The organism is Paractinoplanes ovalisporus (assembly GCF_016834655.1).
In the GTDB taxonomy this organism is placed as follows: domain Bacteria; phylum Actinomycetota; class Actinomycetes; order Mycobacteriales; family Micromonosporaceae; genus Actinoplanes; species Actinoplanes ovalisporus.
In genome coordinates, this window is sequence record NZ_JAENHP010000013.1 from 210410 (window position 1) to 224452 (window position 14043).

The window sequence follows — 14043 nt, forward strand, 5'->3', positions numbered from 1 at the left end:
CGCCACTCTATGCCGACGCGCGTTCTGAACCCCTCGGGCGACCGGATCCGTATTACCGCTCGCACCACGAACTAAGGACGTGAGTAATGCTGAGAGCCGACGAGCTGACGGTCGTGCATCACGACGACACCGTGAGCCGGTTCATCGATGTGCGCTACACGCTGGGCCGCGAGGGGCTGCGGGTGATCACCTCGGCCGGCGGCGAGCGCCTGGTCCCGCGTCACGAGATCCTGACCACGCACGCGCAAAGGCGGGCCGCTGCTTAGCGACCCGCCTTCATCGACTGCTCTTTACGTGCCCGGACGGCGTCCGATGACCTTGACCGTCATGCCGATCCTGCCGACCGAGTAGTACGTCTGCGCGTCCTGCTTGAGCAGGTTGACGCAGCCGTGCGAACCCCGCCACTTGTCGTGGATGTAGGTGGTGGTCTGGTGGAAGCCCATCCCGCCCTTGAAGCGCTGCCAGAAGGGCAGCCAGACCTCGTACGGGTCGGACCACTCCTTCTTCGTGCGCTTGTTGATCGAGAAGGTGCCGGCCGGCGTGCGGTAACCCTTCATGCCCGTACGGACAACGGTCGGGTTCGTGAGCCGCTTGCCGTTCTTCATGATCCAGGCCGTCTGCTCGGTCAGGTTCACGCAGAACGTGGTGCCGGACTTCTTCGCCTTGCACGCCTCGACCTTGGTGCGGCCGAGCCGGCTGGCGACGTCGTAGGTGGTCGGACCGGCCAGACCCTGAGCGGGCTGGATGCCGTACCGCTGCTGGAACTTCTTGATCGCCGCGCAGTCGGCGGCGGACTGCTTGCCGTCCACGGTCGTCTTGCCGAAGCCGCCGAGCTTGTGGAGCCACCACTCGACCTGCTTCTGATATTTGCCCGTCGCGCAGCCCGCGGCCGCGGCCTTGGTCACCGTCGTGGTCACCGGCGCCCCGACCGCCGCACCGGCGCCGGCCGGTGACAGCGCCACCGCACCGAGACCGCCGCCGACCAGGGCCGCCAGAACGGCCCCGGTGAGGCGGGCGCCAACCCGTCTCACTCTCACTGTGGTTCCTCCCCAGGAAACGTGTGCGCACATAGAAGCACAGCGAAGCCGCACACAACTCCCACGGCGGGAGCGTGGCGCGAAACCGGTAGGCCACATCGACGACCGCAACCGCGGGTTGAGGCTTATTGATCACGATTTGCCCGTACGCCGTAGGTAATACGCACGTAGTACGCTGGGGAGGTGCCGTACGAATGGGAAGAGTGGGCCCTGGCCGCTCTGCTCGGCATCGAGCCCCGTGAGGTGCGGCAGGCGCTGGAAGCTCGCCGGCGGTGGCCACGGCGGGCGGTCAGCGACACCGGAGTGCCCGTTCTGACTGTCTGGAGCCGCACCGCGACGAGCCGGCCACTGATCGTGGCGGTCTACCACACGGCCGGTCACACTTGGAAAATCATCGGTGCGCGCGACATGACGGATGCCGAGCTGGTGGAGTTCAGCAGGTGGGAGGAGAACCGATGAGTCACGACGACGCGGTGCCGCAGACGCCCGAACAACTCGCCGCCTTCATGACGGGGCTCGCCTTCGAGCCCCCGCCCGAGCCGCAGGACGAGCAGGCCCTGCTCGACTCCCTGCCCGCCGCCGGTTCCTCGGTCATGGTCGTGCGCTCGCTGCGCCTGCCGATCGAACTCGACCAGGCCGTGGCGTCCGCCGCCCAGGCGGCCGAGGTGCCCAAGACCGCCTGGATCCGCCAGGCCATCGAGATGGCGCTGGCCGTCCAGGCCGACGACGACCAGCCGATCTCCCGCGCCGAGGCCCTGCGGGCCCTGACCCTGCTGCGCCCGGCCCGTCACGTCGCTTGACGGCGACCGGTAGGGTCCCCGGTCATGGGCGCTCTCAAGCCGTGGCACTTGCTGGTCTGTCTCATCGTCGTGCTGATGATCGTCGGCACGATGGTCGCGGTCATCGCCGCCAACCGCCGCAAGTAGCCGCGCCGCCGACCCACCCCACGGAGATTCGCCCGTGCGGAGACCGGCGTCGCAGGTAGCCACGCCGCCGACCCACCCCACTGAAATTCGCTCGCGCGGGAGCCGGCGCCGCAAGTAGCCGCGCCACCGACCCGTGCCACTGAAGTCCGCCCGCGCAAGGCCGCCGCAAGCGGGCACCGCATACGTCGGACGCCCGCCGCGAGTGCGACGGGCGTCCGGGCGACGGGTGGGTTACGCGTCGGGGGTGGCGAAGTCCTGCACCCAGTACGGGGTGCGGTCGCCCGAGATGGCCAGGCCGATGCCCATCTGGTGCAGGCGGCAGTCGAGGATGTTGCGACGGTGGGTGGGGCTGTTCATCCAGCCGTTGACGACCTCGTACGCGCTGTCGGCGCCGCGGGCGATGTTCTCGCCGTAGCGCTTCCAGCGGTAACCGGCCTCGCTGACCCGGTCGCCGGCGCTGTCGCCGTTCGGGGACTGGTGGTCGAAGTAGTCGCGGCGGGCCATGTCGGCCGCGTGGTCGTTGGCCGCCTCGATCAGGCGGCGGTCCAGGGTGAGCGAGTGGCAACCACCGCGGCGGCGGTTCTGGTTGATCAGGCCGAGCACGCGCTGCTGCACCGGCGCGCCGGGGCTGGCCGAGACGTCGCGGGACGTGACGGCCTGGCGGGCGCCGGCCATCACACCGGAGTTGGCCGCGGGCTGGCGCTGGGCCGAGAAGCCGGGCTGCTGGGCGGCCCCATGCGGGCGGGCGGCCTGGCGGTGGGCGTCGGCCTGCTGACGCGACCGCCCCCCGGACCCGCGCGTGTCGGTGCCGGAATCAGCGTCTGCACCGGAAGCAGCATCAGCGTCGGAAGCAGCATCAGCACCGGAAGCAGCGTCGCCACCGGGAGCATCGTCGGCACCCGAGGCACCGTCAGCCCCCGCAGCGTCGTCGGCGTCGGGAGCGTCGGGAGCCGCGTCACCGTCGGGGCGGGCGCGGTTCGGGCGGGAGGCGGAACCGGCGTCGTCGCTGTCGTCCGCCGCCGGGTCGTCCAAGGTCGGCCGCTCGGGCGCGCCCCGGTCGGCGAACGGGTCGGCCGCGGTGTCCCGGGAGCCGCCCGGGAAGCCGTCCGGCGACGAGTCCGATCCGAACAGGCTCGGCCAGAAGAAGTCGCTCCAGCCCGGCCGCTCGTCGGCGCTGGCCGACGTCGCCGCGACGCCGCCCGCGAGCAAGAGCGCCGAAGCCGCCGCACAGACCACCACGAGTGGTTTCCGCATAACCCCGTAATCCCCATCGATCCCCGGGCCCGGCCGTTCCGGACCGCCCACGTCGGGGGTCAACGTCACAACCCGGCCAAGGTCACTTCGGGGCGGGACACCCGTCACCACCAATACCGGCCGACGTCTCCGCGAACAGGTCCGCGAGCTGGGAAAACAGAGGCACGGACGTCGCACACTCGCACAGACAAACCGGACAGTTCATGCGTACGGGGTAAGCCTGCGGTGTTGTCTTCCCCGACCGCACGGAGGTCCCGGCCCGAGGGGCGGGCTGGCACTCTCGTCGCGGTGCGCAATCGCTACCTGGATCTGCTCCGTGCCGCCGCGATCGTCCGGGTGATCGTCTACCACCTCTTCGGATGGCCCTGGCTGTCGATCGTGCTGCCCGCCATGGGTGTCATGTTCGCCCTGGCCGGCTCGCTGACCGCGGCGTCGCTGTCCAAGCGGGACGCCGGAAAGGTGATCACCTCGCGGCTGCGCCGCCTGCTGCCCCCGCTGTGGCTGCTGGGTCTGATCGCCGTGCCGGTCATGCTGGTCGCGGGCTGGGCGCGCGAGAGCGACGGGGACCACCCGTTCAGCCTGCCCGGACTGCTGTTCTGGATCTTCCCGATCGGCGACCCCCCGGGCAGCGACCAGGCCATCGACGTCTGGGAGCCGCTCTGGTACATCCGGGCGTACGTCTGGTTCGTGCTGCTCTCCCCGGCGCTGTTCGCGCTCTGGAAGCGGATCGGCTGGGCCACCGTCGCGCTGCCGCTGCTGATGCTGGCCGCGCTCGATCTCACCGGGTTCGAGCTGCCCGAGACCGCCGATGCCGCGCTGTGGGACTTCGTCACGTACGGCGCGTGCTGGGTCGCCGGTTTCGCGCACCACGACGGCCGGCTCCAGCGGCTCAAGCCGTGGCTGGCCTACCCGGTGGCGCTGGTCATGGCCGCGGCCGCGCTCTACTGGGCGCACGGCGAAGGCAGCTGGGACCTCAACGACATCTCCGAGTCGCAGGCGCTGTGGTCGCTCGCGTTCGTGCTGATCGTGCTGCGCTGGCAGCCGGCCATGGGCTGGCTGGAACGGGTCAAGCCGCTCGACAAGGCGGTCACCGTGGTCAACGCGCGGGCCGTGACGATCTATCTGTGGCACAACATCGCGATCGCGGCGGTGTGGCCGGTGCTGACCGTGCTCGCGCTGGACGACCTGGGCGACCGCCTGGGCGCGGTGACCGACCTGGTCGCGGCGTTCGTGCTGACGCTGCTGGCGATGCTCGCGTTCGGCTGGGCCGAGGACCTGGGTGCGCGGCGCCGCCTGCGGATCTGGCCGGACACCCGCCCGCCCCACGCGGCACCCGAGCCCCAGGAGCAGCCGGAGTTCCCGGTGACCGCCGCCCATCACCGGTCCAGTGCCGCCGCCGCGATGACCCGGGCCCCCGCCAACTGGCCGCCGACACCGCGGGACGACCCGGGGCTGCCCATAGCCGGCCGCCGGGCGGAGCCGCTGGAGGACGGGGACCGGCCCGAGCGGTAGCCGCCGACGAACGGGGACGCGGCCCGAGCGGGAGCCGTTGTGAAGGAATCTCGGCTATCCGGGATGAAGTCTCGCTAACCTGAGCGAATGCGGCAGTACGGACATGCGCCCGCGCACCTCGACGAGGGCGCCGGGGTGGAGTCGCTCGTTTTCCGGGCCGGACCGCTGCTCTGCGCGCTGCGGCTGGACGAGATCATCGAGACGATGCGACCGCTGGAGACGCGGGCGCTGGCCGGCACGCCCCCGTTCGTCCGGGGCATCACCGTGCTGCGCGGTGTGCCCACTCCCGTGATCGACGTGTCCCGGCTGCTCGGGGGCGGAACGGCCGAGCCCGAGCGCTACCTCGCCGTCCGGACCGAGCGCGGGGCGATCGCCCTGGCCACCGGTGAGATCCTCGGCATGCGCAACGTCGAGGCCGACGCCACGGGTGGGCACCCGGCGCTGCTCGGCGGGGGCAGCACCCGGCTGGTGGCCGGGGTCGGCACCCTCGGCGCCGAACCGTTGCTGCTGTTGCAGAGCATGCGGGCCGTGCCCGACGAGGTCTGGGAAGCGGCCGCCGCCGCGGGCACCCCGTCGTGAGCTCCGCCGGCGAGACCGCACGCTTCCGGGACCTGCTCGCCCGGCGGCTCGGGTGGACGTTCGCCGACAACGACGCCCGGCCGCTGTCCGACCTGCTGCGCGATCGGGCCGCCCAGCACGGGATGAGCCGGGGCGACTATCTCGACCGGCTCGGCGCGCGGCCGTGGGAGGCTGAGGTCAACGAGCTGATCGAGCGGATCAGCATCACCGAGACGTACTTCTTCCGGCACGGCGAGCAGTTCGCCGCCCTGCGCAACGAGGCTCTGCCCGACCGGGCCAACGCCCGCTCGGCCCAGCGGACCCTGCGGCTGCTCTCGGTCGCCTGTTCCTCCGGCGAGGAGGCCTACTCGCTGGCGATCGCGGCGCGGCAGACCCGCCTCGACCCGGACTGGCTGATCAACGTCGTCGGCGTCGACGCCAACCCGGCCGTGCTGCGCCGGGCCGAGAAGGCGTCCTACTCGACCTGGTCGCTGCGGGAGACGCCGGACGACATCCGGCGGCGCTGGTTCCGGTCGGCCGACGGCGGTTACAAGGTGGTCGACGACATCCGCCGGCTGGTGCGGTTCCAGCGGACCAACGTGGCCGAACCCGACCCGGTGCTGTGGCAGCCCGAGCAGTACGACATCATCTTCTGCCGCAACCTGCTGATGTACCTCACCCCGGACGTGGTGTCGTCGCTGGTCCAGCGGATGACGAACGCCCTGGTGCCGGGTGGCTACCTCTTCCTCGGCCACACCGACTCGCTCGGCAGCGCGCCCGCCGGGCTGGAGCTCCGGCACAGCCACCACACCTTCTTCTACCGGCGGACCGGAGGTCCCGTACGGCGGACCGCCCCGGCCCAGACGCAGACGGAACCGGTCGCCGCTCCCCGAGCGGCCCCGGCCGCCCCGCCGACCGCGGCCATCGACGACAACACCTACAACCGCGCCCTCGACCTGCTGCGCCAGGAACAGTTCCGCGCGGCCCTGGACCTGATCACCTCGCCCCACCCGGAACCCCTGCCGCCCCGGGAACGGCTGCTGCACGGTGTGCTGCTGGCCCAGTCGGGACGGCTCGACGAGGCGATCGTGCTGGCCCGCAAGCTGAGCGACGAGAACGGGCTCAACCCGGACGCCCACCAGCTGCTCGGGCTGTGTCTCGAGGACGGTTCGGCGGTGGCCGAGGCGATCGGGCAGTACCGCCTGGCCGCGTACCTGGACCCGTCCTTCGCCCTGCCCCGGATGCGGCTGGGGCAGCTCGCCCGGCGGCAGGGCGACGACCGCACCGCGGCGGGCGAGCTGGAGCGCGCGCTGGACCTGCTCAGCCAGGAGGACGAACAGCGGATCACCCTGTTCGGCGGCGGGTTCGGCCGCATCGCCCTGACGGTGGTGTGCCGGTCCGAACTCGACGCCTGCGGGGTGCGCCGGTGAGCTCGGGAACGGTCAGCCGGCGTCTGCGGGACCTGCGCGAGGACTTCGACCAGTCCTTCGCCGAACCGGCGCGCAGCCACGACGAGGAACACCTCGAGCTCCTGACGATCCGGGCCGGCGGACGCCCGTACGCGATCCGGCTCTCCCAGACCTCCGGCGTGCACCCGGACCGCCCGGTCACGCAGCTGCCCGGACCGCAGCCGGCCCTGCTCGGCCTGGCCGGGTTCGCCGGTGCCGTGGTCCCCGTCTATGACCTGGCCGCACTGCTCGGGCACCCGGTGGACGAGGTGCCGCGCTGGCTCGTGCTCGCGGCCGGCACGCCGCAGCTCGGCCTGGCCTTCCACGAGCTCGACGGCCACGTGCGGGCGGCCACTTCGGACATCATCCGGGAGTCGGGCGACGAAGCCGGCGACGGGCGGCGGGGCAGCCTGCGCGGGCTCGTCGACCTGCCCGGCGGGAGCCGCCCGATCATCGACATCCCGGCCACCCGTGCCATGGTGCACGCCCTGGCCGGCCACACCCAAGCCACCGACGAGGGGAACGCACCATGATGGCCGGACGCACCTTCGGCAACAAGCTGGCCGCCGGCTTCGGCCTGACCCTGGCGCTGACCCTGATCATGACCGCCACCTCGGTGCTGGCCCTGCGCTACGTGCTGACCACGAAGGACGGCGTGATCACCTCGGCCCGGGTCAACCTGGTCGGGTCGGAGGCGCTGAGCGCGGCGATGGAGTCGCGCATCGCCGACTACCGCGGCTACCTGCTCAACGGCAGCGACGAATACCTCGACGCGACCACCCAGGACCGGACCCGGTTCCTCGACGAGGTCGACCGGCTGCGGGCGTCGATCACGGATCCGGGCTCGAAGGAGCGGCTCGAGGCGGTCGCCGAGGCCGAGGCCAAGCACGCCGCGATCCTGGCGCCGGTGATGGAGCAGCGCGCGAAGCTGACCAGCCTGGTCAACGTCAACCAGCTCTCCGGCAACGAAGAGGTCAAGGCGGCCCGGATCACGGTGCAGAAGGCGATCGCGGACCTGATCGCCCGGCAGACCACGGTCGTCGACAGCCGCAGCGACGCGGCGTCCCAGCGAGCCGTGGAGGCGATGGTCTTCATCATCGCGATCGGCATGGTGCTGATCCTGGCCGCGGCCCTGGTCGCCTGGAAGCTGAGCCGCGACCTGCGCCGCGAGGTGGGCGCCGCGGTCGGGCACATCCAGAGCTCGTCGGCCCAGCTCGAGGCGGCCGCCGCGCAGCAGGCCTCGGGCGGGCGCGACCAGGCCAGCGCGATGAACGAGATCACCACGACGATCAGCGAGCTGCTGATCACCTCACGGCAGATCTCGGACAGCGCCCAGCGGGTCTCCAAGATCGCGGAGGAGACGGCCGACGCGGCCCGCAACGGCGACGCCACCATCGACCAGACCCGCGCCTCGATCGCCGCCATCCGCACCCAGGTCGACCAGATCGTGCAGCACATGCTCGCCCTGGGCGAGAAGTCGCAGCAGATCGGCGGCGTCGTCGACCTGGTGTCGGAGCTGGCCGAGCAGACCAACATCCTGGCCATCAACGCGACCATCGAGGCCAGCGGCGCCGGGGAGTGGGGGCGCCGGTTCGCGGTGGTCGCCGAGGAGATCCGCAAGCTGGCCGACCGCACGGCCGGGTCGGCCAAGGAGATCCGGGCGCTGATCGAGGACGTCCGGGGCGCGGTGAACACCACCGTGATGGCGACCGAGATCGGCGCCAAGGCGGTCGACTCCGGGTCGCGCAAGTTCGACGAGGCGACCAGCTCGTTCCGCCGGATCGCCGACCTGGTCTCCACCACCAGCGACGCCACCCGCGAGATCGAGCTCTCCACGAAACAGCAGACCACCGCCGTCGAGCAGGTCAACGTCGCCGCCTCGGACACGGCCCGGGTCACCCGCGAGACCGAGTCCAGCGCCGTGCAGACCAAGCAGACCGCCGCGCATCTCTCCACGCTCTCCGGCGAGCTGCTGGACCTGGTCGGCACCGGACGTCACTGATGGCCGAGCCCACATGGTCCTGCCCTCCCGGCCCCGGACGTCGTGAGCGCCGCTCATGACCGACCGCGATCCGCTGCGCTATTTCCGGATCGAGGCCCGCGAACTGGTCGACCAGATCAGCGCGGGCGTTCTCGACCTGGACCAGCAGCCGGGGCCCGACCTGGTGGCCCGGCTGCTGCGGTTCGCGCACACCCTCAAGGGCGCGGCCCGTGTGGTCAAACAGACCGAGATCGCGGACCGGGCCCACGAGTTCGAGGAGGTGCTGGTCCCGCACCGGGACGAGAGCACTCCGGCGCTCCCGGCCGACGAGATGCGCGAGCTGCTGCGCCTCAACGACGAGATCGCCGGCTTCGTGACCGCCCTCTCGGCGCCCCCGGCGCCGACCGTGGAGACCCCGCCGGAGGCCGCGCCCGTCCCACCCGCGACACCGCCGCCGGTGGCACCACCACCCGCCGCGCCGGCTGTGCCCTACGCCGACCCGGCCGCGCCCGAGGGGTTCTCCGAGGCCGCCGCCGATCGGCAGCCGGAACGGGCCGCCACCGCCGACCTGGACGAGCTGCTCGACGCGATCGGCGAGGCCAGCGCCCGGATCGCGCCGCTGCGCGAGGGCGGCCGCACCCTGGCCCGGCTGCACCGCAACGTGGAGTCGCTGGCCGACCGTCTGCGGGTGGGCCGCACGACGGTGTCCGATGCGGGCGCCCGCACCGCCATCCGCCGTCTGGCCGCGGATCTGGGCGCGCTCGGCCGCCGCCTGACCGACGCCGTCGACCAGGTCGAACGCGAGCTCGACGAGGTGCGGGGCCGGGCCGAGGGGCTGCGCCTGGTGCCGGCCGGCTCCATCTTCACGGCGTTGCGCCGGGCGGTGCGCGACGCCGCCGACGCCGAGGGCAAGCGGGTCCGGTTCCAGGCCTCGGGCGCCGACGTGCGGATGGGACCCCATCTGCTCAACCTGATCAGCGGCGCGTTCCTGCACGTCGTACGGAACGCGGTCGTGCACGGCATCGAACCCGAGGCGCAGCGTCTGGCCGCCGGCAAACCGGCCGAGGGCACGGTCAGCGTGTTCGTGGAGCGTCGCGGCCGGTACGCCGAGTTCCGCTGCTCCGACGACGGGCGCGGCTTCGACCTGGCCGCCTTGCGCCGCACCGCCGAGGAGCGCGGCCTGCTGCGCCCCGGAGCCGACGCCGGCCCCCAGGCGCTGATCGACCTGGTGCTGCACGGCGGGATCAGCACCGCGCCCGGGGTCACCGAGGTGGCGGGCCGCGGCATCGGCATGGACGTGGCCCGGGACGTGGCTCTGCAACTGGGCGGCGAGGTCGCCATCGACAACCGGCCCGGCCAGGGTGCCACCGTACGGCTGATCGTGCCGTTGACCCTGCTCAGCATGAACGGGTTGATCGTCGAGGCCGGCGGCACGACCGCGACGATGCCGCTGGACGCCGTGCGCCGCTGCGTGCGCCTGGCCGCCGAGGAGATGACCGCCGCCACCGCCACCGCCCGGCTCGCGCACGAGGGCGAGGTGTTGCCGTTCCTGCCGCTGGCCGGCGTCCTGCACGCCACCCCGGACGACGAGGCCGGGCCCGGATCGGGGGTCGCCGTGGTGCTCGCCGCCGACCGCGACACGGTGGCGATCGGCGTCGACCGCCTGGCCGGCATCACCACCCTGGTCGCCCGCCCGCTGCCCGACCTGGCACCGGCCGCGCCGGTGATCGCCAGCGTCTCGATCGACCTGGACGGCAACCCCCGGCTCGTGCTGGACGCGCACGGGCTGGTCGCGGAGGCCCGCCAGGAGAGCGCGGCGGCCCGGGGCGACGGCCAGAACAACGCCCGGCCCAAGATGCCCATCCTGGTCGTGGACGACTCGCTGACCACCCGCATGCTCGAGCGCAGCATCCTCGAGTCGGCCGGCTACGAGGTCGACCTGGCCGCGTCGGGTGAGGAGGGCCTGGAACGGGCGCGCAGCCGCGAGTACGGCCTGTTCCTCTCCGACATCGACATGCCCGGCATCGACGGCTTCACGTTCGTCGCCCGGGTCAAGGCCAACCCGCAGCTGGCCCACGTGCCGGCGATCCTGGTGAGCTCGCGGGCCAGCGCCGAGGACAAGCGCAAGGGCACCGAGGTGGGCGCGTCGGCCTACGTGATCAAGGGCGAGTTCAACCAGGAGGAGCTGCTCGCCCACATCCGGAGGCTGATCCTCTGATGATCCGTGTCCTGCTCGTGGAGGATTCCGCGACCATGCGCCACCACCTGCGCGAGTCGCTCGCCGCCGACCCGGAACTGCAGGTCGTGGGCGAGGCGACCGACGGCGGCGACGCGGTCGCGATGGTGGCCCGCCTGCGTCCCGACGTGGTCACGATGGACATGATGCTGCCCACGATGAGCGGCCTGGTCGCCACCGAGCACATCATGGCCGAGCACCCGACGCCGATCCTGGTCGTCTCCTCGGCCGACCGCAAGGAGCTGTTCAGCACCTACAACGCGCTCGCCGCGGGCGCGGTCGACGTGCTGGAGAAGCCGCGCGGCGACGCCACCGACGCCGACTGGGGGCGGCGGCTGTGCGCGGCCGTACGGCTCGTCTCCCGCATCCGGGTGATCACCCATCCGCGGGCCCGTCTCGACGGTCGCGGCCGCCCCGGCGCCCCAGAGGTGCTGACGCCACTGCCGTCGTCGCTGCCGTCGTCGCCGCCGTCATCGCCGTTGTCGCTGCCCCTGTCGGCGCCCAAGGAGACGCTGCACGCGGTGGCGCTGGGCTCGTCGACGGGCGGGCCGGGCGCGCTGACCGAGCTGCTGCGGGCGCTGCCGGCCGGGTTCCGCCCGCCGGTCCTGTGCGTGCAGCACATCGCGGCCAGCGAGCCGTTCGCCGTGGCCTTCTCGGACTGGCTGGCCGGGCAGACCGGGCGCGACGTGAGCTATGCCCGCGACCGTACGCCGCTGGCCTCGGCCGCGGGCCGGGTGCTGCTGGCCCCGCCCGACCGTCACATGCTGGTGCGCGACGGCCTGGTGCGGCTCAGCGACGCGCCGCCCCGGCACTCCTGCCGCCCGTCGGTCGACGTGCTGTTCGAGTCGATCGCGGCCGAGTACGGCCCGTCGGCCGCGGGCTGCCTGCTGACCGGGATGGGCCGCGACGGCGCCGAGGGGCTGCTGATGATGCGGGGCCGGGGTGCGGTCACGTTCGCCCAGGACGAGGCGAGCTGCGTGGTCTACGGGATGCCCCGCGAGGCCGCCCTGCTCGGCGCGGCCGTCCACGTGCTGCCGCCGGCCCGGATCGCCGCCAAGCTCACCGAGCTCCAGCTCGCGGGGAGCCGGCGATGAACCACCGGGTGCTGATCGTCGACGACAGCCTGACCGTCCGCATGGACCTGCACGAGGTGTTCGAGGCGGACGGCTTCGGCACGATCCTGTGCGCGACCGGCGCCGAGGCGCGGGCGGCCTTCACCACCGGCGAGTTCGACGCGGCGGTACTCGACGTGATGCTGCCCGACGCCGACGGCCTCGAACTGCTCACCGAGCTGCGCGGCATGCCGAGCCGGGCCGACGTGGTGACCGTGCTGCTGAGCAGCGTGGACGAGGTGGCCGACCGGCTCGCGGGGCTGCGCATCGGGGCCGACGAGTACGTCGGGAAGCCGTACGACGCGGGGTATGTCGTGGCCCGGGTGCGGCAGTTGCTGGGCGACGGGCCGAGCCGCCTCGACGACCGCACCCAGGTGCTGATCGTCGACGACAGCATGACGTTCCGGGAACAGCTGCGGGAGCTGCTCGAGGGTGAGGGCTACGCCGTGCTGACCGCCCCCAGCGGCGAGGAGGGCCTGCGCATGGCGGCCGACCGCCGCCCGCACGCGGTGATCGTCGACGGCGTGATGCCGGGCATCGACGGCGCCACGGTGATCCGCCGGATCCGGCTCGACCCGGCGCTGCGCGACACCCCGTGCATCCTGATGACCGCGGCCGACGACTACGCCACCGAGCTGCAGATGCTCGACGCCGGGGCCGACGCGTTCGTACGCAAGCAGCAGAACCTGGCGATCGTGCCGGCCAAGCTGAACGCGGTCCTGCGGCAGAGCTCCGAGCAGCTGCCCATCGAGGTCACCGGCAGCTCGCACGGCCCGAGCAAGGTGCTGGCGCTGACCCCCGACCGGCTGCGGCTGGCCGACCTGGCCGCGGCGTTGCAGGGGCAGGGCTACGACGTGATCCAGGTGGCCGACACCGGCGACGCGCTCGACCTGCTCACCGAGCAGCCGGTCGACTGCATCGTGCTCGGGCTCGGCCCCGGCGGCGATCTGGGGGCCGAGGCGTGCCGGCGGATCAAGGAGGTGCCGCGGATCGGGGAGACACCGATCGTGATGACCGGCGCCACCGACGACGACATGCTGACCTGCCTGGCGTCGGGGGCGGACGACTACGTGCGGGCCGACTCGGCCGCCGAGGCGTTGCATGCCCATGTGCGTACGCAGATCCGCCGCAAGCAGTCGCACGACGAGAGCCGCCGCATCCGCGAGGAGCTGATGCGCCGTGAGCTGGACGCGGCCGAGGAGCGGTCGGCCCGGCAGCTCGCCGAGACCCGGGCGGCGCTGGTCGAGGAACTGGAGTGGCGCAACCGGGAGCTGGAGGCGTTCTCCGGCTCGGTGTCGCACGACCTGCGCGGGCCGTTGCAGGTGATCAGCAGCTTCGCCGAGCACATGCTGGACGACGAGGACGAGCCGCTGGGCGCCGAGGCCCGCCGCCGCCTGAGCCGCATCCAGGCCGCCGCGCACCGGATGGCCGACCTGGTCGAGTCGCTGCTGATCCTGGCCCGGGCCAGCCGGGGTGATCTGCGCCGGACCGAGTTCGACATGACCGCGACCACGTGGTCGGTGATCGGCGAGGTGGAGGCCCGCGACCCCGAGCACAAGGTCGCGTTCACGGTGGCCGAGGGGATGGGCGCCGACGCCGACGAGGGCCTGGTCCGGGTCATCCTGGAGAACCTGATCAACAACGCGGTCAAGTTCACCCGCAAGGTCGAGCACCCGGCGATCGAGGTCGGCCTGGCCCCGGCCGGGTTCTATGTGCGCGACAACGGCGCCGGGTTCCCGGCCGGCAAGGCGGGCGAGCTGTTCCGGCCGTTCGCCCGGCTGCACAGCGCCGAGGACTTCCCCGGCACCGGCATCGGCCTGACCACCGTGCACCGGGCCGTCGAGCGTCACGGCGGCGAGATCTGGGCCGAGGGCGAGAACGGCCGGGGCGCGACGTTCTGGTTCACGCTGCCCCCGGAGAGCGGCCCGGGGGCGTCGCCGGACCGGCGGGCTCAGGCCCGCCGGCACGGCTGAACGGCC

At 72.6% G+C, this 14043-nt stretch carries 13 protein-coding genes; 11 read left to right on the forward strand and 2 right to left on the reverse strand.

All coding sequences use genetic code 11. The annotated features are described in order from the left end of the window. The first annotated feature begins 86 nt into the window (after positions 1–86). The gene (locus tag JIG36_RS32200; RefSeq protein WP_203380167.1) at positions 87–266 is read left to right on the forward strand and encodes a hypothetical protein; all 180 of its coding nucleotides are present in this window, start codon (positions 87–89) and stop codon (positions 264–266) included. 24 nt (positions 267–290) lie between these two features. Here the strand turns inward: JIG36_RS32200 and JIG36_RS32205 are convergent, their stop codons facing one another. Next, complete coding sequence (locus JIG36_RS32205) at positions 291–995, reverse strand: L,D-transpeptidase family protein (protein WP_236048621.1); 705 nt, start codon at positions 993–995, stop codon at positions 291–293. Between the two features lie 225 nt (positions 996–1220). On the opposite strand from JIG36_RS32205, the gene JIG36_RS32210 reads away from it, so the two are divergent. Together JIG36_RS32210 and JIG36_RS32215 are read left to right on the forward strand one after the other, a co-directional pair. After that, a complete protein-coding gene (locus JIG36_RS32210; RefSeq protein ID WP_203380169.1) occupies positions 1221–1496 on the forward strand; it encodes a hypothetical protein in 276 nt (91 codons plus the stop codon). Next, entirely contained in the window at positions 1493–1837 is a 345-nt protein-coding gene (locus JIG36_RS32215) for a hypothetical protein (protein WP_203380170.1), read from the forward strand. Before JIG36_RS32210 ends, JIG36_RS32215 begins: the two co-directional genes overlap by 4 nt. 357 nt (positions 1838–2194) lie before the next feature. Here JIG36_RS32215 and JIG36_RS32220 read toward each other — a convergent pair whose 3' ends face one another. Next, positions 2195–3217, reverse strand: a complete 1023-nt coding sequence (locus tag JIG36_RS32220; protein ID WP_203380171.1) for a CAP domain-containing protein — start codon at positions 3215–3217, stop codon at positions 2195–2197. Positions 3218–3505: 288 nt separating this feature from the next. On the opposite strand from JIG36_RS32220, the gene JIG36_RS32225 reads away from it, so the two are divergent. From JIG36_RS32225 to JIG36_RS32260, 8 genes are all read left to right on the forward strand, one after another. Beyond that, positions 3506–4729: an acyltransferase family protein gene (locus JIG36_RS32225; RefSeq protein WP_203380172.1), complete on the forward strand. Its 1224-nt coding sequence runs from the start codon at positions 3506–3508 to the stop codon at positions 4727–4729. Between the two features lie 87 nt (positions 4730–4816). Beyond that, positions 4817–5308: a chemotaxis protein CheW gene (locus JIG36_RS32230; RefSeq protein ID WP_203380173.1), complete on the forward strand. Its 492-nt coding sequence runs from the start codon at positions 4817–4819 to the stop codon at positions 5306–5308. Next, positions 5305–6717 carry a CheR family methyltransferase gene (locus JIG36_RS32235; RefSeq protein ID WP_203380174.1) on the forward strand — a complete coding sequence of 471 codons (1413 nt, stop codon included), beginning with the start codon at positions 5305–5307 and terminating at the stop codon, positions 6715–6717. The genes JIG36_RS32230 and JIG36_RS32235 overlap by 4 nt, the downstream gene beginning before the upstream one ends. Next, the gene (locus tag JIG36_RS32240) at positions 6714–7268 is read left to right on the forward strand and encodes a chemotaxis protein CheW (protein WP_203380175.1); all 555 of its coding nucleotides are present in this window, start codon (positions 6714–6716) and stop codon (positions 7266–7268) included. Before JIG36_RS32235 ends, JIG36_RS32240 begins: the two co-directional genes overlap by 4 nt. Next, a complete protein-coding gene (locus JIG36_RS32245; protein WP_236048580.1) occupies positions 7265–8737 on the forward strand; it encodes a methyl-accepting chemotaxis protein in 1473 nt (490 codons plus the stop codon). The genes JIG36_RS32240 and JIG36_RS32245 overlap by 4 nt, the downstream gene beginning before the upstream one ends. Before the next feature lie 55 nt (positions 8738–8792). Next, positions 8793–10934, forward strand: coding sequence for a hybrid sensor histidine kinase/response regulator (locus JIG36_RS32250; RefSeq protein WP_203380176.1), 2142 nt, complete (start codon positions 8793–8795; stop codon positions 10932–10934). After that, the gene (cheB, locus tag JIG36_RS32255; RefSeq protein WP_203380177.1) at positions 10934–12046 is read left to right on the forward strand and encodes a chemotaxis-specific protein-glutamate methyltransferase CheB; all 1113 of its coding nucleotides are present in this window, start codon (positions 10934–10936) and stop codon (positions 12044–12046) included. Before JIG36_RS32250 ends, cheB begins: the two co-directional genes overlap by 1 nt. Further along, positions 12043–14037 (forward strand): response regulator, encoded by a 1995-nt coding sequence (locus JIG36_RS32260; RefSeq protein WP_203380178.1) that lies wholly within the window; start codon positions 12043–12045, stop codon positions 14035–14037. The genes cheB and JIG36_RS32260 overlap by 4 nt, the downstream gene beginning before the upstream one ends. The last annotated feature ends 6 nt before the right edge of the window (positions 14038–14043 follow it).

What these genes read in the sequence shown, in the direction of transcription:
- JIG36_RS32200 (WP_203380167.1), top strand. Translation starts at nt 87, where the DNA reads ATGCTGAGAGCCGACGAGCTGACGGTCGTGCATCACGACGACACCGTG.
- JIG36_RS32215 (WP_203380170.1), top strand. Translation starts at nt 1,493, where the DNA reads ATGAGTCACGACGACGCGGTGCCGCAGACGCCCGAACAACTCGCCGCC.
- JIG36_RS32220 (WP_203380171.1), bottom strand. Translation starts at nt 3,217, where the DNA reads ATGCGGAAACCACTCGTGGTGGTCTGTGCGGCGGCTTCGGCGCTCTTG.
- JIG36_RS32230 (WP_203380173.1), top strand. Translation starts at nt 4,817, where the DNA reads ATGCGGCAGTACGGACATGCGCCCGCGCACCTCGACGAGGGCGCCGGG.
- JIG36_RS32245 (WP_236048580.1), top strand. Translation starts at nt 7,265, where the DNA reads ATGATGGCCGGACGCACCTTCGGCAACAAGCTGGCCGCCGGCTTCGGC.
- JIG36_RS32250 (WP_203380176.1), top strand. Translation starts at nt 8,793, where the DNA reads ATGACCGACCGCGATCCGCTGCGCTATTTCCGGATCGAGGCCCGCGAA.
- cheB (WP_203380177.1), top strand. Translation starts at nt 10,934, where the DNA reads ATGATCCGTGTCCTGCTCGTGGAGGATTCCGCGACCATGCGCCACCAC.
- JIG36_RS32260 (WP_203380178.1), top strand. Translation starts at nt 12,043, where the DNA reads ATGAACCACCGGGTGCTGATCGTCGACGACAGCCTGACCGTCCGCATG.